At 38.1% G+C, this 20,716-nt stretch carries 9 protein-coding genes and 1 pseudogene; 7 read left to right on the forward strand and 3 right to left on the reverse strand.

Annotated features, from left to right (window positions below; all coding sequences use genetic code 11):
* Window positions 1-736 precede the first annotated feature (736 nt).
* Entirely contained in the window at window positions 737-5,221 is a 4,485-nt protein-coding gene (locus JJL45_RS03995; protein ID WP_202664261.1) for a LamG-like jellyroll fold domain-containing protein, read from the forward strand.
* A gap of 1,020 nt (window positions 5,222-6,241) precedes the next feature.
* Window positions 6,242-11,500, forward strand: coding sequence for a LamG-like jellyroll fold domain-containing protein (locus tag JJL45_RS04000; protein ID WP_068603423.1), 5,259 nt, complete (start codon window positions 6,242-6,244; stop codon window positions 11,498-11,500).
* Between the two features lie 656 nt (window positions 11,501-12,156).
* On the opposite strand, the gene JJL45_RS04005 is transcribed toward JJL45_RS04000, so the two are convergent.
* On the reverse strand, window positions 12,157-12,516 hold the full coding sequence (locus tag JJL45_RS04005) for a YraN family protein (RefSeq protein ID WP_068603428.1): 360 nt from the start codon (window positions 12,514-12,516) through the stop codon (window positions 12,157-12,159).
* A 579-nt stretch (window positions 12,517-13,095) separates the two neighbouring features.
* Between JJL45_RS04005 and JJL45_RS04010 the strand changes: the two genes are divergently transcribed.
* From JJL45_RS04010 to feoB, 3 genes and pseudogenes are all read left to right on the forward strand, one after another.
* Complete coding sequence (locus tag JJL45_RS04010; RefSeq protein WP_068603430.1) at window positions 13,096-13,755, forward strand: metal-dependent transcriptional regulator; 660 nt, start codon at window positions 13,096-13,098, stop codon at window positions 13,753-13,755.
* Window positions 13,752-14,774: a DtxR family transcriptional regulator gene (locus tag JJL45_RS04015; protein ID WP_082935936.1), complete on the forward strand. Its 1,023-nt coding sequence runs from the start codon at window positions 13,752-13,754 to the stop codon at window positions 14,772-14,774. Before JJL45_RS04010 ends, JJL45_RS04015 begins: the two co-directional genes overlap by 4 nt.
* A 2-nt stretch (window positions 14,775-14,776) precedes the next feature.
* Window positions 14,777-16,968: pseudogene (feoB, locus tag JJL45_RS04020) on the forward strand (ferrous iron transport protein B).
* 337 nt (window positions 16,969-17,305) lie between these two features.
* Here the strand turns inward: feoB and dxs are convergent.
* A complete protein-coding gene (gene dxs / locus JJL45_RS04025; RefSeq protein WP_068603435.1) occupies window positions 17,306-19,060 on the reverse strand; it encodes a 1-deoxy-D-xylulose-5-phosphate synthase in 1,755 nt (584 codons plus the stop codon).
* Between the two features lie 107 nt (window positions 19,061-19,167).
* On the opposite strand from dxs, the gene JJL45_RS04030 reads away from it, so the two are divergent.
* The gene (locus JJL45_RS04030) at window positions 19,168-19,557 is read left to right on the forward strand and encodes a lipocalin family protein (protein WP_068603437.1); all 390 of its coding nucleotides are present in this window, start codon (window positions 19,168-19,170) and stop codon (window positions 19,555-19,557) included.
* A 119-nt stretch (window positions 19,558-19,676) separates the two neighbouring features.
* Complete coding sequence (locus JJL45_RS04035) at window positions 19,677-20,126, forward strand: nucleoside deaminase (RefSeq protein ID WP_068603439.1); 450 nt, start codon at window positions 19,677-19,679, stop codon at window positions 20,124-20,126.
* A gap of 348 nt (window positions 20,127-20,474) precedes the next feature.
* Here the strand turns inward: JJL45_RS04035 and JJL45_RS04040 are convergent, their stop codons facing one another.
* Window positions 20,475-20,705, reverse strand: coding sequence for a hypothetical protein (locus JJL45_RS04040; RefSeq protein ID WP_067146905.1), 231 nt, complete (start codon window positions 20,703-20,705; stop codon window positions 20,475-20,477).
* Window positions 20,706-20,716 lie beyond the last annotated feature (11 nt).

Here is a 20,716-nt window from a genome sequence, read left to right on the forward strand (position 1 = left end):
TTTTTTTTTTTGAATTAGGAGGTTAGTAAGTTTAAAATAACACAGAAATCCCCCGAGCCTATATTAACGGTCTTCGAGCGGATTCGAGAAGTTTTGTCGAATCGAAGGTATAATGTTCTCGACTTCACTCGAACACCATGTATTTGAGTTTCAAAGTTTCCAAGTTGTAACATAGAAATTCACAGAGGAAGCGCTGAGATTCACAGAGGTTTTTTTAAGAGCTTGTGCAAATGCTTCAGTGCGTTCTGTATGACAACGACTACAATTAAACCATGTCTTTTCAAAAAGGGACTTATTATTAAGAGCGAAATTTGTCATTCAGAAGGAGGTACGACTGAAGAATCTAGCAATAATGGTATGATTCACCTACCGGGATAAACCGATTTACAACGTTAAAATTAAATAACAAGCTCCATATCCCCTAGAGGGGATTATAGGGGTGTTCAAACATTATTTTCTATTGACTTACGACCAATTAGTAGTTAGGTTTACGAAACATGATAACTGTTTAAAACTCAATATGAAGTTAGAATAAATAAATTAAAAGTGGTAATTTTGCATTATTAGATATAATGCCATATTTATGGTGTTAAAGCCTTGAATTTAGCTTGTTAGTTTTAAGAATTTGCTTTATATATAACAAAACCTTTATTAATCATGGTCATAACACTATATATAAAACATTATTTTTAAATGACAACCAACTGTAAGTAATTCCCTAAATAACTCCCTTATTATGAAAACTACTCACCCCACTAAGTTTTTGATTTTATTTTTTTTAGTGTTAACCACTCATTTTGCCGTGCAGGCTCAAACAAATTTTGACACACCTGGTACCTATTCATATAAGGTTCCTGCTTCTGGTGTAGTTGCCATAAAAGTAGAAGTTTGGGGCGCAGGTGGTGCTGGAGCTAATGCCTCCACAACTAATAGTCATGGTGCAGGTGGCGGTGGCGGTGCTTATGCCATGAGTACAATACTTGTAAATAGTGGAGGTGTAAACGCTGGAGATATATTTACTGTCGTTGTAGGTGCAGGTGGCAGTGGGTCAAGTACTGCTATAGGAACAGCAAGAGATGGTGGCGATTCTGAGTTTGATACTTCAATGGGATCTCATTATGTTATAGCAAGAGGTGGTAAAGGTGCTATAGCCTCTAGTTTAACAGGTGGTCTAGGTGGATTGGATACAGATTCAGGAGGTTTTCTCAAAACTAGTGGTGGTAATGGTGGTGATGGGGGTGATGCGGCACCGCGTTCCGGGGGCGGTGGCGGTGCAGGTGGCCCAAATGGCGCCGGTGGTGCTGGGGCGAGCGCTTCAAATGGCGGTGCCGGCGGTCTAGCTAATGCTGGGGATGCGAGTACACCTAGTGGCAATGGTGGTATTGGAGGCGTGGTTAATAGTCAAGGTCATGTAGGTGGAACTTACGGCGGCGGCGGTGCAGGAGGTGCCGGTTATTCAAGTAACAATCAAGGCGTAAATGGAGGAAATGGTGCTTCTGGATATGTAAGGATTACCGAGATAACGACATTAGAACCAGAAATTCGTATTTCAGGTTTAGATATTAAAATAAATTCAGGTAATACACCTTCAACCACCGATAATACCGATTTTGGAATTGCGAATGTGGGGCAAACAGAATCTAGAATTTATATTATTCAAAATTTAGGGTCAGCGACATTAAATATCAATAATTTTACGTTTACCTCAGGCTCCCCGGAGTTTAAACTTGCAAGTACGCCAAATAATGTGCTAAATCCTGGATCTAGAGTATTTTTAACCATAGAATTTACGGCATCGAGTGATACCACGTTTAATGGGACGTTAGAAATTGAGTCTGACGATCCATCAAGTCCTTTTATACTTAATGTTACAGGAGAAGGTAGATATGATGATTTCGATAGTGATGGTGATGGGGTTTTTGATAATACTGATCTAGACGATGATAACGATGGGATTTTAGATACCGTTGAAGAAAGCGCTTGTCCATCAGGATCCAATTGCGATACCGACGGCGATGGTGTGCCCGATGTATACGATCTCGATAGTGATAACGACGGAATTCCCGATGTGGTGGAATTGGGTTTGGTAGCATATAGTGGTGGCACCGGTGTTTTGCAGGGTATGGCAGATTCTGATGGATTAGTACAACCTCACGCAGGTGTAACAAGTATTCCAGACTCCGATGGTGATGGTATTCCCGATTACTTAGACTTAGACTCCGATAACGATGGTGTTTTTGATGTCGATGAATATGGTGGAGGGAATTCAAACGATACAGATTTCCAACATGGTGATGGCGATATTTCTGGAAATGGAGTAGGTGACGGTCTAGAAACAGAAACCTTTAGAGGGCAAGACCTGGATGGTGATGGTAAGGCTGATTCGGTTGGTTTTGGTGATGGTATTTTGGATATTTTTGATTTTGCCTCAGGGGTTTATGGAACGGCTGGGCAAGAAGATCCTACTAATGTTAATAATGATACTGCATGGGATTTTATTGATCCTATAAACAATACCATAGCTTTGGGTGATATTTATCTGCCATTACTGACTATTGACGGTTCTACAGGTATGATTACACCAAATACCGATTCCGACAGTGATGGCGTAGTCGATGCTCGTGATGGCGATGATACTGTTTTTGGTTCGCCACGAAATTTAAACGATAGTTATAGCCTCTATTTTGATGGCCGTAACGATTATGTGGAAGAACCTGAATTTTTAAATGGTACTAGTGAAGGGACTATGATGTGTTGGATTAAAATTGATGCTGGGGCAACTCAGCGCCAGTTTATAATAGGACAATTGAATTTTAACTTTGTATATGCTTCCAACCGAATCATTTCAACTTTAAATTCGCATGCTATAGGTGTTGATGTTGCTGATCATGGGAAATGGATACATTTGGCAACAACTTACTCGACTTCTTCTAAAGAAAAAATATTCTATGTTAATGGTGAAAAAATTGGATCAGTAACTTCAACAGATGCTATTGATAATACAACTACAAGTTTTACAATTGGTCGTACTCCAGCTAGTCTTATTAATTTTTTCCAAGGCGAAATAGACGAAGTACGTGTGTTCAATAGAGCCCTCACTGAAACCGAGGTAAAACGCATGGTGTACCAAGAGTTGGACGATGCAAACAGTTTTAACAGGGGGAAAATTATTCCTTTAGATATTTCCACTACAAATGTAGATGTTGGCGCTAGTTTGATTCGCTATTATAAAATGGACCATTACGAGGACGATAAATTAATCGATATATCAAATACCAATACTACAGGAGCAACGATTTATAACGCCAAAGATATCTTGGTTCAAACAGCACCACTACCTTATGTGACGGCTATGGATGGAAACTGGAGCGATCCTACAGTTTGGAAACATGGCGATGTATGGGATATAAGCGACAAAAAAGATAACCCTGATGATGCAGCTATAATTCAGGTGAATCATCATATAGAAACTAGCGAGACAGAAGGGACTCTTGGTTTAATGGTAGCTTCTTTTGTAGGAAAAATAACAGTAAATAGCAATAAAGGCCTATATAACACTTGGTATACGAAATTAGATGGTGTACTAGATATTGAGGGTGAATCGCAATTTATACAAAAGGAAGGTAGTGAGTTAGATGTTACCAGTGGAGGTTATTTAGAAATAGACCAACAAGGCACAAAAGATTTATATACTTATAATTATTGGGGTTCACCTGTAGGTTTTAAAAGTTCGAGTACTAATAATACCAGTTTTCAATTAACCAATGTCCTTTACGATGGATCTGATCCAACCCTTATTTCTAAACCAGAGGTTGTTTTTACCAGCTCGGGTTATAATGGTAGCCCAGGACCACCTGTTACGCTTGCCGATTATTGGATAGATAAATTTGTTAATGGCCAAGCCGATAACTATTATGCCTGGCATCGTATAGGTAGTACAGGTACCATAAATGTTGGTGAGGGTTTTACTTTAAAAGGCTCCGACGATACAGCAACTTCTTTTAACGAAACACAAAACTATTCGTTTCGAGGAAAGCCTAATAATGGTGATATTACATTAAAAATTACTCCGGGTAACCAATATTTGATTGGAAATCCATACCCTTCGGCTATTGATGCTAAAGAATTTATAATGGATAATTTAAGTACGGGAGATGGAGGAAATAACTCAAATGGAAACATTATAAATGGCGCACTATATTTTTGGGATCATTTTGCGAATAAAACCCATACGTTACGAGAGTACGAAGGTGGGTATGCGGTTTATTACCTTTTGGGGGGTACTTATGCAATATCGGATGATCCATTAATTAATGCCTCCGGAAAGAAAACTGGCAAAACACCAGGAGAATTTATTCCTGTTGCACAAGGCTTTTTTGTATCGGCGACTTTAGATCCTAGTTTACCTGCTAGCATTCAAGGTGGTGATATTATCTTTAAAAATAGTCAGCGCGTTTTTGAGACTGAATCGGGAGGGAATTCAGTATTCTTTAAAGAAGGAACAACTAAAAAATCGACCCAAGCCACATCAGCAAATAAAGACACCAGAGAAAAAATTAAATTACGTTTTGAATCGTCTGCAGGTGTTAACCGTCAGTTGCTCGTAGGTGTCGATAGTTTGGCGTCAAGCGGATTTGATATCGGGTACGATGCGCCGTTAATTGAAGATTTTAGCGAAGACATGTTTTGGTATTTCTTAAATAGTAAATTCATTATTCAAGGTACCGATAGCTTTGATGAATCGGTGGTGTTACCGCTGGGAGTTAAAGTGGCTCACCAAGGCTTGGTAAGTATCAGTATAGATAGTTTACAAAATATTGATGCCGCAAAAAACATCTACTTGCACGATAAAGGTAAAGATGTGTATCATGATATGCGCGTTTTAGATTATGAGGTGAACCTTAGCGCAGGTGAATATTTAGACCGCTTTGCACTAACCTTCTCGAAGCAGGGTGTATTGGCTACTCAAGAAGAGTTGGAAGCAAATTTTGGTGTTATTTATGTTAATAATGAAAAGGCATTAATCATCAAAAACCCTAAAAACATGGCAGTGATCTCAGTGGCTGTATATTCTAGTTTAGGGCAGTTAATACACCGTTTTAACGAGCAAGATAACGCTGCTCGAATTGTAAAATCTTTGAACAATTTGAGTCAGGGTGCCTATCTTGTAAAAGTGAGTAAAGAGCAAGGTGTGGTTGCCAAAATGATTGTGGTGAATTAGAAAGTGTTTAATTTAAGCTACAAAGTTTCAAAGTTATAGAGTTAAAAAGACCCTTCATGTTTCAAAAACCTGAAGGGTCTCGTGTTTTTAAACCTTTGTGTATCTCTCAGCGAAATAGTAGTATTTGTAGTTATAGTTTCAGAGTTCCAAAGCTGCAAAGTTTCGAAGACATTAATAGATTCTTCAGTCGTATCTCCTTCTGAATAATAATCACAGCAAACTATTGGCCTTTGTGTCTCTCCGTGAGTCTTTGTGAATCTCTGAGTAATAAGTGTATTTACTGAATGGTTTTTTAGTGTAAGCGAGGCATTTTTATAACATTGAGCCATTTCAATGAAAGAAGTAAAGGTTTCCTAAGTAAAAACCACCTACGTACAACTTAGAAATCGCGTTTTATCAGTAAAATTAGCCCGTTAAACACTGATTTTCACCCCATAACTACCCCTTCAAAATAATATTAAATTACCTATAACTTCCTCAATTTATTCCACTTTTTAATCTAAAAATTAAGATTTCCTACAGTTGGCTGTTATTCTGTTATTATTTCAATTTTAGATTTGGGTGCTTTAATGTGATCTTTGAAATGTTATTAATTACCTGTAAAACAGTGTATTGTGTATATTATTATTGCAAATAAATGATATTGTGATTTTAATTGACTTGAAATATATTCTTAAAATATTGCAGTAATTCTTACATGTCTATCCATTACAGCTAAATTTTTGTAGGACAAATAAAGTAAGAAAACAATGTATTTTTATTGTAGTCTAAAAGTATAGTTATTTCTAGTGGTAAACTCAGAAATTATACAGCTGTTTCATGGAATTTTAAAGGATTGTTCAGTTTAAGTCTATATCAATAAATGCCTTGGGGTGATGTTTTTTTGTTAATTGTTATTATTAAAAATGTGACCTAAAACAGGACCAAAGTTTTATTAAAAATGATTGTCAGATTTTAAGACACATTAATTTTTTAAACGGTCAACAATAAGGAATCATCAACCATAATTATTCGCTAATCATGAAAAACTTTACCCTCACCAAGTATTTTCTTTTTACATTTTTTGTTTTAATGGCGCATGTAGGTTTGCAAGCACAAACTATGGAATATAATACCCCAGGTACATACACCTATACGGTTCCAACAGGTATAATGTCCATAAAGGTGGAAACTTGGGGAGCTGGAGGTGCTGGGGCCAGTACTACAAATAATCCGGAACAACGTGGTGCAGGAGGAGGTGGAGGTGCTTATGCTAGCAGTACTTTAACTGTAGCACCTGGGGATACTTACACTGTAGTTGTTGGAGCAGGAGGGTATGGAACGATAGGAGCTACTGGTACAGCAAGGGATGGAAAAAATTCTACTTTTGGTACTACATCACCTAACCAGGTTGTGGCAGCAGGCGGGTTAGGAGCTCAACAAAGTAATGTTGCTGGGGCAGCTGGAGGTAAAGTTAATAGTTCTATTGGTACTATAAGGTTTAACGCGGGAAATGGAGGTAGGGGCTCTAATAATGTAAATCATGCTTTATCAGCCGGTGGTGGTGGTGCTGCTGGCCCAAATGGCGTCGGAGGTAATGGCGGAGCTGCTGCTAATAATGCTCCTGGAGGTACTGCTAATGGTGGGGTTTCGCCAACAAGTAGTGGGGTTGGCGGACATGGTGTAGATCCATATGCTAATAATGGAGGTGTATTAGGTAGTTTAGGTACTTACGGCAGTAACTATGGTGGAGGCGGTGCCGGTGGCGGTGGTGCAGATCAAGATGGTGGTAATGGTGCTGGAGGTTTTGTTAGGGTTACAGCAATTCCGCCTACTCCAGAACTTCAAGTTACGGGATTAGGGAACACTATCCAAACTAATAATACTCCGTCTACGGCAGATAATACCGATTTTAAAATAGTACAAGTAGGTTCTCAATCAAGCAGAACTTATACCATTGAGAATATGGGAACGGCCGATTTAAATTTGGGTAATATAACAGTTACTTCTGGTTCGGCCGAGTTTTCTATTGTTTCTAGCCCTGGAAATTCAACCATTATGGCAGGAAACTCTGCACCTCTTGAAATAACTTTTCTTTCTGCTACTGAAAATACTTTTAATGGGGAAATAACTATAGAATCTAACGATTCTAACATAAGTACTGGTGATTTTATTCTTAATTTACAGGCTGAGGTTAAACGTATTTATTTTGATAGCGATGGCGACGGTGTTTACGATGATGTCGATGAAGACGATGATAATGATGGGATTTTAGATGCTGATGAACAAGGTGCTTGTGCCTCTGGTGGACATATATTAGCCGGAGCTACTTCGGCAAGTTATAAACTATTAAACGAAACTTTTGGAACGGGAACCGATAGATCGTCTAGTTTGAGTAATTTATATAACGCTTCAACAACTTATAGAAATGAAGATGGTATACCACCTGGAGCTGGAGGAAATATAGATTTTTCGGATGGGGAATATACCGTGTATCATCAAATAAGTACATCAAATACCAACCCTGGGGCATGGCCTAATTGGAATACAAGGGGAGATGTTGCTAGTTATTCCTGGTACGCTTGGGGGTTAATTGAAGATCATACTCCAAACGACACCGATGGGAAAATGGCAATTTTTAATGCCGACGCCTTTCCAGGGGTTTTTTATGAGGCTGAAATTGTGGGGGTTATTCCAAATGTGCCTATAGATTTTGGGTTTTGGGTAATTAACCTAGATAATAGAGATGATGTGATTCTAAGTCATGGAGGGTCTGTAGGCCCTAATGGCTATCGTTTATTGCCAGAGGTTAGAGTAGAGTTTCTTGCTCTTGATGGTGTGACCGTTTTAGATACTTTTGAACCTGGTGAAATTACACGATGTAACGATGGTTTGTTCCCAGGGGATTCTGGGTATAACCAATGTAATGAATCAGTTTGGCAAACCTTTACCCATAATTTTACCACTAGTGAAAATTCATTTATAGTTCGCCTTTCAAATATTGGGTCTGGAGGCGCAGGTAACGACCTCGCTATTGACGATATTACCGTAAATCAGGCTTTGTGCGATCGTGATGGTGATGGTGTGGCCGATTTATACGACCTAGATAGCGATAACGACGGCATTCCCGATGCTGTTGAAGCAGGCTTAGGACAATACACTAGTGGAAATGGTATTTTGAATGGCCCAGTAAACACTTCTAATGGCTTAATGACACATGCAGGTGTAAACCCAATACCAGACTCCGATGGCGATGGCATACCTGATTACCTTGACTTAGACTCCGATAACGATGGGGTTTTTGATGTCGATGAATACGGTGGTGGTAATAATATCGTAACTACTTTTCAGCATGGCGATGGCGATATTTCAGGAAATGGTGTAGGCGATGGGTCAGAAACTGAAACCTTTAGAGAGCGTGACCTCGATGGTGATGGTGTGGCCGATGCTGTTGGCTTTGGTGATGGTATTTTAGATATTTTCGATTTTGCTCAAGGTACGTATGGAACGGCTGGGCAAGAGCCAGCTACTACCGTGCCAAATTATCAGGATCCTATCTCTGATGGTACCACCTTGGATTATACGAAACTAGATGTTTTAGACCCTAATCTTTTTGATGCATCAGGAGTGCTTACAGATAACACTGATGCCGACGGCGATGGGATTATGGACTCCCGTGATGGCGATAACACCGTTTTTGGTTCACCACGTGATTTAAACGACAGCTACAGTCTTTATTTTGATGGGCGAAATGATTATGTGGAGGAACCCCAGTTTTTAAATGGTACAAGTGAAGGGACACTTATGTGCTGGGTGAAGTTAGATGCAGGGGTGACCAATGCTGAGTTTATTGTGGGGCAAGAAAATATTAATTTCGCTTATAGAAATGGTATTATAATAGCAGATTTAAATGGTTCTGAGGTAGTTGGTGTTACTCAAAGTCATAATGGGAAGTGGATACATTTAGCGCTTACGTATTCGAGTACTGATAAAAGTGTCTTTTATGTAAATGGAGAACATGTAGGAGAACATTCAATCAGTGGATTAAACAATATAGGAACAGGGTTTTTAATAGGTCGAACTCCTGCAAGTCCAGTAAATTTTTTCCAAGGTGAAATAGATGAAGTGCGTGTATTCAGTCGAGCCCTTACCGAAACCGAAGTAAAACGTATGGTGTATCAAGAGTTAGATGAAGATCCGAGTTACAATTTTAATCGAGGAAAAATAATTCCTAGAGATATTTCCACAGCTAGTGTTGGCGCTAGTTTAATAAGGTATTACAAAATGGATGGCTATAAAGACGATATTTTAGATAATAAAACAACTCCAGCTATCGATACTACAGGAGCAACGATTTATAATGCAAAAGATATCTTGTTTCAAACGGCTCCTTTGCCTTATGTGACCACATCTTCAGGAAACTGGAGCGACCCTACAGTTTGGGAACATGGCGATGTATGGGATATCACAACAAAAATGGATAATCCAGATGCTGCTTCCATTATTCAAGTAAAAAATGGTCATGCTTTAGTTATGAATGGAACCTATGATACCCAAGGGACAGTAGGTGTTTTGGTGGAGTCTGGAGGAAAAATTACCGTAAAGCAAGATAAAGGCTTATTTAACACTTGGTATACTAAATTAGATGGTATACTAGATATTGAGGGCGAATCACAATTTATACAAAAAGAAGGTAGTGAGTTAGATGCTGCGAGTGCAGGTTTTTTAGAAATTGACCAACAAGGTACAAAAGATTTATATACCTATAACTATTGGGGGTCGCCCGTAGGAAAACAAGCATCGGGAACAAATAATACTGGCTTCACATTAGCCGATGTACTTTACGATGGCACCCTTTCTACAGATAGCAATAAACCAAATGTCAATTTTACTAGTTCAGGTTATAATGGGAGTCCATCACCTCTTACTTTAGCCGATTATTGGGTGTATAAGTTTGTTAACGGTACAGCTGATGAGTATTATGCTTGGAAACAGGTGCGTAGTACGGGTACCATTGATGTAGGTGAAGGCTTTTCCTTAAAAGGTTCTGATGATACAGCAACCTCTTTTAACGAAACACAAAATTATTCGTTCCGAGGGATGCCTAATAATGGGGATATTACTTTAAAAATAGATCCTGGGAACGAATATTTGATAGGAAACCCTTACCCTTCGGCTATGGATGCTGAAACTTTTATAAAGGATAATATTAGTGCTCCACAAGGTGTTAACACGCAAAATGTCATAAATGGCGCTTTATATTTTTGGCATCATTTCGCAAATAAAACGCATCTGTTACGGGAATATGAAGGGGGTTATGCTACTTATAATTTGGTAGGTTCGGCAGAAGCGGTTTCTAATGATCCTTTAATTAATGCTTCAGGAAAAAAAGGAGGTAAACCACCTGGTCAATTTATCCCTGTAGCGCAAGGTTTTTTTGTGGCAGCGATTGCAGATTCAAATCTTACACCTCCCACTGGATTAACTGGGACTATTAATGGCGGTAATATCGTCTTCAAAAATAGTCAGCGTGTTTTTGAAACAGAATCGGGAGGAAATTCAGTGTTTTTTAAGGAGGGAGCTACCAAAAAATCGGCGCAAACCAATTCAGCAAAAATAGACAACAGAGAAAAAATTAAGCTACGTTTTGAATCGTCTGCAGGTATTAACCGTCAGTTGCTCGTTGGTGTCGATAGTTTGGCGTCAAGCGGATTTAATATCGGTTACGATGCACCATTAATTGAAGATTTCAGCGAAGACATGTATTGGTATTTCGTAAATAGCAAGTTTGTTATTCAAGGTACCGACAGCTTTGATGAATCGGTGGTGTTACCTTTAGGGGTTAAAGTGGCACAACAAGGATTGGTAAGCATGAGTATTGATAGCCTGCAAAATATTGATGCCGCTAAAAATATTTACCTATACGATAAATTTAAAGATGTATATCATGATTTACGAGTTTCAGATTATGAGGTGAACCTTAGCGCAGGCGAATATTTAGACCGCTTTGCACTAACCTTCTCGAAGCAAGCCGTTTTGGCTACTCAAGAAGAGTTAGAAGCAAACTTTGGTATAACCTATGCCAATAATGAAAAGGCCTTAATCATCAAAAACCCTAAAAACATGGCAGTGACGTCAGTGGCAGTTTATTCTAGTTTAGGACAGTTAATACACCGTTTTAATGAGGAAGATGATGACGCTCGTATTGTAAAATCTTTAAGTCATTTGAGTCAGGGAGCCTATCTTGTAAAAGTGAGTACAGAGCAAGGTGTGGTAGCCAAAATGATTGTGGTGAATTAAAAAGTGTTTAATTTTAGCTGCAAAGTTTCAAAGTTTCAGAGTTACAGAGTTAAAAAGACCCTTCAGGTTTCAAAAACCTGAGGGGTCTCGTGTATTTGCCTTTGTATATCTCACAGTGAAATAGCTGCATTTGTAGTTGGTGTTTCAGGGTTTCATAGTCACAAGGCTTCAAAGCCATTAACAGATTCTTCAGTCGTATCTCCTTCTGAATAATAATCAAAGCAAACTATTGGCCTTTGTGTCTCTCCGTGAGTCTCTGTGAATCTCTGAGTAATAAGTGTATTTGCAATTAAGATACAGAGTTAAAAAGACCCTTCAGGTTTTTAAAACCTGAAGGGTCTCGTGTATTTAACCGTTTGTGTGTTTTTCAGTGAAATAGCAGTATTTGTAGTTATAGTTTCGGAGTTAGAAAGTGATGAAGTTTTAACATTAATAGACTCTTCAGTCGTACCTCCTTCTGAATGATCCTGCGGTAAGCTATTCGTCTTTGTGCCTCTTTGTGTTTCTCTGTGAATCTCAGTGAATCTCTGAGTAATAATGGTATTTGAGATTAAGTAACAGAGTTTCAAACCGGCAAAGTTTCAAAGACATTAATAGACTCTTCTGTCGTACCTCCCTTCTGAATGAAAAGAAGCTCTGCTACCTAAAAAAACCTACTAAAAATGATAAAAAGCATCCTCTAAATGCTCAATTTGAAAGGTTTTGCCCGTGATTACCAGAGCTATAATATCGAATCGCACTTCAACATCTAAGTTGTTTTTGGTGACATAATGATTAATCGCATACACCAACCGCTGAATTTGTTTGGGTTTTACAAAATCTTGAGGATTACCAAATGCGGTAGTTGATCGTGTCTTAACTTCAATCACAGCAAGCGTATCATTAATTTGCGCAATAATATCGACTTCCGATTTTCCAAATCTATAATTACGCTCTAAAATGGTATATCCTTTTTTTAGAAGATAATCCATAGCGGCCTGTTCGCCTTTTTCTCCAAGTTTGTTATGTTCTGCCATGTGGTAAATGTAGGAAAATATTTTCTTTTCAAGGTGTCAGAGATACAAAGTGACAAAGTTTCAAAGCCATTAATAGATTCTTCAGTCATTCCTCCTTCTGAATGGTACCACCATAAACTATTGACCTTTGTGTCTCTCTGTGGGACTCTGTGAATCTCTGGGTAATAATGTATTTGTAATTAAGTTTCAGAGTTTCAAAGTGACAAAGTTTCAGAGGCATTAATAGATTCTTCAGTCGTTCCTCCTTCTGAACGATAAATACCCTGAATAATTGGCCTTTGCTTCTCTCTGTGGGACTCTGTGAATCTCTGAGTAATAATGTATTTGTAATTAAGTTTCAGAGTTTCAAAGTGACAAAGTTTCAAAGCTATTAACAGATTCTTCAGTCGTTCCTCCTTCTGAGTGGCAATTATCCTGAATTATTGGCCTTTGTGTTTCTCTGTTAATTTCTGAGTAATAATGGTATTTGTAGCTCTGAAGATTTTGAAAAAAATGCCGCTTTAAAATCATTTTTAGTCTCATCTAAAAATATTTTTAATGCATTTCAAAATTACGTATATTTGCCTGTATTTTAATGTTATGGTGACACGATCAGAAGAAAATTATTTAAAAGCCATTTACCACTTGGGTAAGCAAGGCACAGTGGCAGTAAGTACGAATGCTATTGCTGAAAAAATTGAATCTAAAGCCTCTTCGGTTACAGATATGATTAAAAAATTAGCTGAGAAAAACTTAGCTAATTATGTGAAATATCAAGGAGTGACTTTAACCGAATCTGGACGCCTAGCTGCGGCTTTAGTTATTAGAAAACATCGGTTGTGGGAAGTGTTTTTAGTTGAAAAATTAAACTTCACATGGGATGAGGTTCATGATGTTGCCGAGCAATTAGAGCATATCAAATCGCCAAAATTGGTAAACGAGTTGGATGCCTTACTTGGTTTCCCGACTCACGATCCGCACGGCGATCCCATTCCAGATAAAGACGGTCATTACACGCCCCTTAAATCAGTCAACATTTTAGAGGTTGAGCCTGGGAATGAAGGTGTTTTAGCCCGTGTTATCGATTCTTCGGATGTGTTTTTAAAATATTTGAATAAAAATAATTTAGCCTTAGGCGATACTATTAAGGTTTTATATTTTGAGCCTTTTGATCATTCTTTAACCATAGAAACAGCTACTAAAAAAATGATTATTTCTAATGCTGTAGCTAAAAATTTATTTATAAGTCAGGAATTATGAACAACTACAACCCCTTAGTGGCGCTTGCCATTTTCTTTCTTATTGTGGGTTTGTTATATGTGATTTTCAGACCTGTAAAAGGGTGGTTTTGGTTGCTGAAGAAGAACATTAAAAGCAATGAAAAAGTTATCATTGAGGACATTCTTAAACAGCTTTATCATTTTGAAGACTCCGAGAATAAAGTAGACATGAAAACCTTGGTTCAGGTACTTGACTTTAATCATGGACGTATTGTGGAAGCGATTAATAAAATGACCATAAACGATTTAATTTATTTCGATTCCGATATATTAAAGCTTACAGAAAATGGTCGTGATTATGCTTTGCGTATCGTTCGTGTTCACCGTCTATGGGAACGCTATTTGGCCGATAAAACGGGATTTCATAAAACCGAATGGCACGATCGTGCCGAAATGATGGAGCATAAATTGTCCCATGATGATGCCGATTTGTTATCTGCAAAGTTGGGAAATCCAAAATTCGATCCGCATGGCGATCCCATTCCAACAAAGTCAGGAAAAGTTGCTGAGGTTACCGGAGTGGAATTACCACTTTTACCTGTTGGCGCCGTTGGAAGAATAACGCATATTGAAGATGAACCTGATGTGATTTATAAGCAAATTTTAGCTGAAAATATTCACATGGGATCGCTCATTAAAGTGATTGAAAATAATAGCACACGTATCGTTTTTCGTTCTGAAGGTGAAACTGTTAAATTGGCACCCATTGTTGCTGCTAACTTAACGGTTGCAAGAATTGAGAAAGAAGTTGCTATAGAAGATAATGTAGCTCGTTTATCGAGTTTAGAAGCGAATGAGACTGCAAAAATTATTGGAATTTCAAGAGAAAGTCGTGGTGAAAGTCGACGAAGGTTATTGGACTTAGGTTTTGTAAAAGGAGCCACCGTATCCATCGATTTGGTGAATCCTTTGGGGCAACCAAATGCTTATTTAATTAAAGGGACTTCGATCGCCTTACGTAATGATCAGGCATCAAAAATCCTGATTAAAAAAGACTAATTATGGAAACAAAAGTAAATTCAGCTTGCGAAACCTGTGAACATTTTAATAAAGAAGGTTTAAAGAAATTAGGGATTCAAACCGATAATTTCGATTTCGTAGTGGCTCTTGCCGGAAATCCAAATACTGGTAAAAGTACGGTATTTAATGCCTTAACAGGATTGCGTCAACATACAGGAAATTGGCCAGGAAAAACCGTGATGCGCGCTGAAGGCGGCTTTGAATACAATACCAATAAGTACAAGTTAGTCGATTTGCCAGGAACCTATTCTTTACTTTCTACTTCTGAAGATGAGGCCGCAGCACGTGATTTTATTCTTTTTGGAAAGCCAGATGTGACGATTATAGTGGTTGATGCCAACCGTTTGGAACGCAATTTAAACCTTGTGTTGCAAATTTTAGAAATTACCGATAAAGCAGTACTCTGTTTAAATCTTATGGATGAAGCCAAGAGAAATAAAGTAGAAATCGACGTAAGAACTTTGTCTAAAGATTTAGGGATTCCCGTAGTACCTGCCAGTGCGCGATTCAACAAGGGTATTCCTGAGCTTATTCAAACCGTAAGTGAAATTGCAAACGGACAAATAGTTTGTAAACCCCATCGTATCAAAAATGTGCCTTCCAATATTGAAAAAGCGGTTCGCACTTTAACAGCAGAAATTGAAAAGGAGTTTCCAAACATTCCTAACAGCCGATGGATTGCTTTTAGACTGTTAGAAGGAGATAAAGAAATTATAAAAGCGTTAAAATCTGGAGAATTTGTTTAAGGCTGAAGATTATGAAAAAGAATAACATTGACCATATTATAGAATTATCCAATGAACTGCGTTGGCAAATAGGCGACGAGTTTCATGATAACCTTACGGAAGGTATTTATGCTGATGCAGCCGATATTGTTAAAGACACCGTTAAAACTAGCGATTCTGAAAAGCGATTTCGTTTAGATGCTAAAATTGATAAAATCGTAACCAGTAAATACTTCGGTTTCCCAATTATGTTTTTAATTCTGGGTACGGTGCTTTGGCTTACGATTGTTGGTGCTAATTACCCTTCATCCTTATTAGCCAGTTTGTTTTTAGATACCATTCACCCTTGGTTGCGATCTGGTGCCGAAAGCATAAATATGCCTTGGTGGCTTTCAGGTTTTTTAATTGATGGCGTGTATCTGGCTGTTGGATGGGTTATAGCCGTGATGTTACCGCCTATGGCTATCTTTTTTCCTATGTTTACACTTTTAGAAGATTTTGGCTACCTCCCACGCGTGGCTTTTAATTTGGATGCCTTGTTTAATAAATCTGGAGCTCATGGCAAACAGGCTTTAACCATGAGTATGGGTTTTGGTTGTAATGCTGCAGGCGTAGTGGCTACACGTATTATCGATAGTCCCAGAGAGCGTTTAATTGCCATCATCACAAATAACTTTTCGTTATGTAACGGGCGTTGGCCTACTCAAATATTAATCGCTACCATTTTTATTGGTGCTGTAGTTCCAGAGTCTTTTTCTAGCATAGCATCGTTGTTAGCTGTTATAGGTATAGCTGTTTTAGGGATGGCCTTTATGTTTGGGGTGTCTTGGGCGCTTTCTAAAACGGTTTTAAAAGGTGAAGTTTCTACCTTTAATTTAGAATTACCTCCTTATAGACCACCTCGTTTTTGGAAAACCATTTACACCTCGTTAATCGATAGAACCTTAATCGTTTTATGGCGTGCTATTGTGTTTGCTGCACCAGCAGGAGCCGTTATTTGGTTAATCTCGAACCTTCATATTGGGGATGAAAGTATAGCTGCTTGGCTTATTAATGGTATGGATGGCTTCGGATTTCTACTCGGTTTAAATGGGGTAATCCTTCTGGCTTATATCGTAGCTATTCCGGCAAACGAAATTGTTATTCCAACTATTTTGATGCTTACCGTCATGGTGACTGGTATTGGTGGAGGTGCTGGAGCGGGCGTTATGTTTGAACTCGATTCTATTAATGCTACAGGCGATATTTTGAAAGCTGGCGGTTGGACACTATTAACGGCCATTAACCTCATGCTTTTTAGTTTATTGCATAATCCTTGTAGTACAACGATATATACCATTTATAAAGAAACAAACAGTGTAAAATGGACAACTGTTGCTTCTATTATGCCTGTTATTTTAGGGTTTATCGTATGTTTCTTAGTGGCGCAAATTTGGAGATTATTTTAGGATGAATACTGTTGGCTAAATGCTTTAGGCTGTAAGCAATCAGCTTGTGCTTAAAAATTCAATAGATTTATATAAATACAAGGTCAGAATGAACTTCTAGCCTTTATATGACTACGTGAAAATATCCCCTTAAGGGGATCATAGGGGTGTTTTTGCAGTTTTTCAAGATAATCTTTGAAGCTATGATTCAATATTACTACAGTTAAAAATTAAATAGACACGAATTTCACGAATTGGCACGAATATATTTGTGCTATTAATTAGAAGCGTGTGTAGCTTGTCGCTTTTAGCATACAGCCTAAAGCTCAATGCTTATAGTTTCCAAGACTAATCATCATCAAATATTCCCAATAAACGCTTTTAAACTTTCAGCATCCAATCCTATGCTTTTTTGGAGTTCAGTAACTTTTCCGTGTTCGATGAAAGTATCTGGAATACCTAATAATTTTACGGTGTTGGTATACTTATGTTCAGCCATAAATTCTAGAATCGCCGATCCGAAACCACCACGTACACTATTGTCTTCAACGGTAATTATGGTTTGATGTGTTTTACAAATTTGGTGTAATAAGGTTTCATCTAAGGGCTTAACAAAACGCATGTCGTAATGTGATACGTTTAAATTATTAATGGCTTCCGAAACATTTTTAGCCATGGTTCCAATGCTTAAAACGGCTATGTTTTCACCTTTTTGAAGTGTGACTGCTTCGGCGATATTAATTTTAGTAAAACCTTGCTTCCAATCGATAATGACGCCGCGACCTCGAGGGTACCGAATGGCTATGGGCTGATCCAATCCTAATTGAGCGGTGTACATGATGTTACGCAATTCCACTTCGTTTCTAGGCGCAAAAATAATAAGGTTTGGGATACAGCGTAAATAGCTTAAATCGTAAACGCCATGGTGCGTGGCGCCATCTTCGCCCACCAGACCAGCGCGGTCTAAACAAAAAATAACCGGTAGATTTTGCAAAGCCACATCGTGAATAATTTGATCGTAAGCCCGTTGTAAAAATGTTGAGTAAATATTGCAAAACGGAAATAAACCTTGAGTAGCCATACCGGCAGCTAAAGTCACCGCATGCTGCTCGGCAATACCCACATCGAAAGCACGATCGGGCAAGGTTTCCATCATAAATTTTAGAGAACTTCCCGTTGGCATGGCTGGCGTAATGCCAACTATATTTTTGTTTTCTTTGGCCAATTCCACAATGGTATGCCCAAAAACATCTTGGTATTTAGGGGGTTGAATGGTCGTCGCTTGTACAGGGATATCCCCCGTTTGGGCATTAAATTTCCCTGGAGCATGGTATTTAACTTGGTCTTTTTCAGCTTGCTTTAAACCTTTCCCTTTCGTAGTTATAATGTGCAAAAACTTTGGACCTTGAACGCTTTTTAAACGTTGTAATTCCGCTATGACAGCATCTAGATCATGCCCGTCAATCGGCCCCGAATAATCAAAATTTAAGGCTTCAAAAATGTTGTCTTGTTTTTGCGTGCCCTTTTTTACGTTGGTTAGGTACATTTTTAAAGCCCCAACGCTAGGGTCGATACCAATGGCATTGTCATTTAAAATCACTAATAAATTGGCCTTGGTAACACCAGCATGGTTTAAGCCTTCAAAGGCCATACCGCCCGCAATACTCGCATCGCCAATTACGGCAATGTGTTGTTTTTCTAAATCACCCTTAAGTTGCGATGCTATGGCCATACCCAAAGCCGCAGAAATAGAGGTGGAGGCGTGCCCAACACCAAAAGTATCAAAGATGCTTTCATCGCGTTTTGGGAATCCGCTTAAACCTCCTAGTTGTCTGTTGGTGTCAAAGTTTTCTTTTCTCCCTGTTAAAATTTTATGTCCGTAGGCCTGATGTCCTACATCCCAAACCAATTGATCATCTGGGGTGTTAAACACATAATGCAAGGCGATTGTGAGTTCTACAACACCCAAACTCGCTCCTAAATGTCCTTCTTTAGTCGCTACAATATTTATGATGAATTCGCGTAGTTCTTTGGCAAGTTGGGGTAGATCACTCTGTTTTAACAGACGTAAATCTTTAGGGTTTTGTATGGTATTTAGGAGATCCTTGTTCATAGTTGTGTATTGCAAAAGTAACATTAAAATATATTTATTTGCCATCTGTATTTTCTTTCGTTTTTAATATATATTTGCTGCCTAACTAGCTAAAAACCAAAATTATTATGAAAAAAATACTTTTATTGTTATGTCTTGTGTGTGTGTCATTTTCCTGTAGTAAGGATGATGATACTGTTGAAGAGCCATCATTAGTTGGAACTTGGGTTAGAGTATCTTATACCATAAATGGTGTGGAGCAAACTAATGAAGATGACTGTCCTCTCGAAGAGGTGTTTACGGAAAATACGGTAACCACTGTCGTGTATGAAGGGACAGATTGTGAGTTGTCTAGAGATTCACGTGTAACGCCCTATGGTTATGATGGTGATGTTCTAATAACTAATGGTATTTCACATGAAGTGTTAGAGTTGTCTTCTACAACTTTAAAAGTTGAAAGGATTATAGAGGAGGAGAGTGACGTCTATATAGTTACTAGAACCTATTCTAAGAAATAACTTATTATAATTAGATAAGAAAGGTCTATGAATGAATATTTATAGGCCTTTTATGTTGCTCTTATTTTAGGTGTAAATTATTTTTGAAATTGTAATTTTGAATATCTAATCTTTTCATTATGATTCAGCCATTCGACGATACTTACTTTATGAAAAAAGCCCTTAAGGAGGCAGAAACTGCTTTTGAAAAGGGGGAGATTCCTGTGGGGGCAGTGATTGTTATCGATAATAGAGTTATTGCAAGAGGTCATAATTTAACCGAAATGCTGAATGATGTTACTGCCCATGCCGAAATGCAAGCCATTACGGCAGCAGCAAACTTCTTAGGTGGTAAGTACCTTCAAAATTGTACCTTATATGTAACCTTAGAGCCTTGCCAAATGTGCGCTGGTGCTTTGTATTGGTCACAAATTTCTAAAATTGTTTATGGTGCTCGAGATCCAGAACGCGGTTGTATCCATTTGAACACCAAACTGCATCCTAAAACCATAATAGAAGGAGGTGTCCTGGCAGAAGAAGCATCTGATTTGTTGAAGCGTTTTTTTATTCAACGACGTAATTTGAATTAAATCTCGATTTTTAGACACGGATTGCACTGATTATCACAGATGGATTTGCCTGTACATTGATGATTTTTTATTACACAAAGATACACGGAGGGACACAGAGAATCACAGAGGCTTTGCCTTGTATTTTAAACACGAATTATACAGGTTATCACGAATGAATTAACACGTAAACAATTTGTGAAAATTCGATAAATTAGTGTCAAAATTATGTTTTATTTCAATTGAAGATTACTTTTTTTCTCTGTGCGTCTCTGTAGAAACTCTGCGCATATCAGTGTAAAATCAAGGTTGTTTTTTAGATACGAATAACACAGTTTACCACCAATGAAAACAGTCTACTGAAACGTGTTAATTCCGTTTTTGATTCTCACGCATTTTATCCAAATTCTCCTTGGTGAGCATATAGTCTTTCACGTTTTTATCTTTCCAACTGATGTAAGCGAAAACAGGAAATACGATTAGAAAAAGGCCAACAACACCAAAGCCGATGAGTTTTTCAGCATAATCGACGTCTAGAATAAATCCTAGAGCAATGCTAGTTAAAGAAGCGATGGTTAATACGATTAAGAGGTACTTCATTTTAAATAAAA

This window comes from Tamlana sp. s12, assembly GCF_016767215.1.
Taxonomy (GTDB): Bacteria; Bacteroidota; Bacteroidia; order Flavobacteriales; family Flavobacteriaceae; genus Pseudotamlana; species Pseudotamlana agarivorans.

Excerpts from the sequence above, each read along its gene's own strand:
- JJL45_RS03995 (WP_202664261.1), top strand. The coding sequence starts at position 737 with ATGAAAACTACTCACCCCACTAAGTTTTTGATTTTATTTTTTTTAGTG.
- JJL45_RS04000 (WP_068603423.1), top strand. The coding sequence starts at position 6,242 with ATGAAAAACTTTACCCTCACCAAGTATTTTCTTTTTACATTTTTTGTT.
- JJL45_RS04005 (WP_068603428.1), bottom strand. The coding sequence starts at position 12,516 with ATGGCAGAACATAACAAACTTGGAGAAAAAGGCGAACAGGCCGCTATG.
- JJL45_RS04010 (WP_068603430.1), top strand. The coding sequence starts at position 13,096 with ATGGTGACACGATCAGAAGAAAATTATTTAAAAGCCATTTACCACTTG.
- JJL45_RS04015 (WP_082935936.1), top strand. The coding sequence starts at position 13,752 with ATGAACAACTACAACCCCTTAGTGGCGCTTGCCATTTTCTTTCTTATT.
- dxs (WP_068603435.1), bottom strand. The coding sequence starts at position 19,060 with ATGAACAAGGATCTCCTAAATACCATACAAAACCCTAAAGATTTACGT.
- JJL45_RS04030 (WP_068603437.1), top strand. The coding sequence starts at position 19,168 with ATGAAAAAAATACTTTTATTGTTATGTCTTGTGTGTGTGTCATTTTCC.
- JJL45_RS04035 (WP_068603439.1), top strand. The coding sequence starts at position 19,677 with ATGATTCAGCCATTCGACGATACTTACTTTATGAAAAAAGCCCTTAAG.
- JJL45_RS04040 (WP_067146905.1), bottom strand. The coding sequence starts at position 20,705 with ATGAAGTACCTCTTAATCGTATTAACCATCGCTTCTTTAACTAGCATT.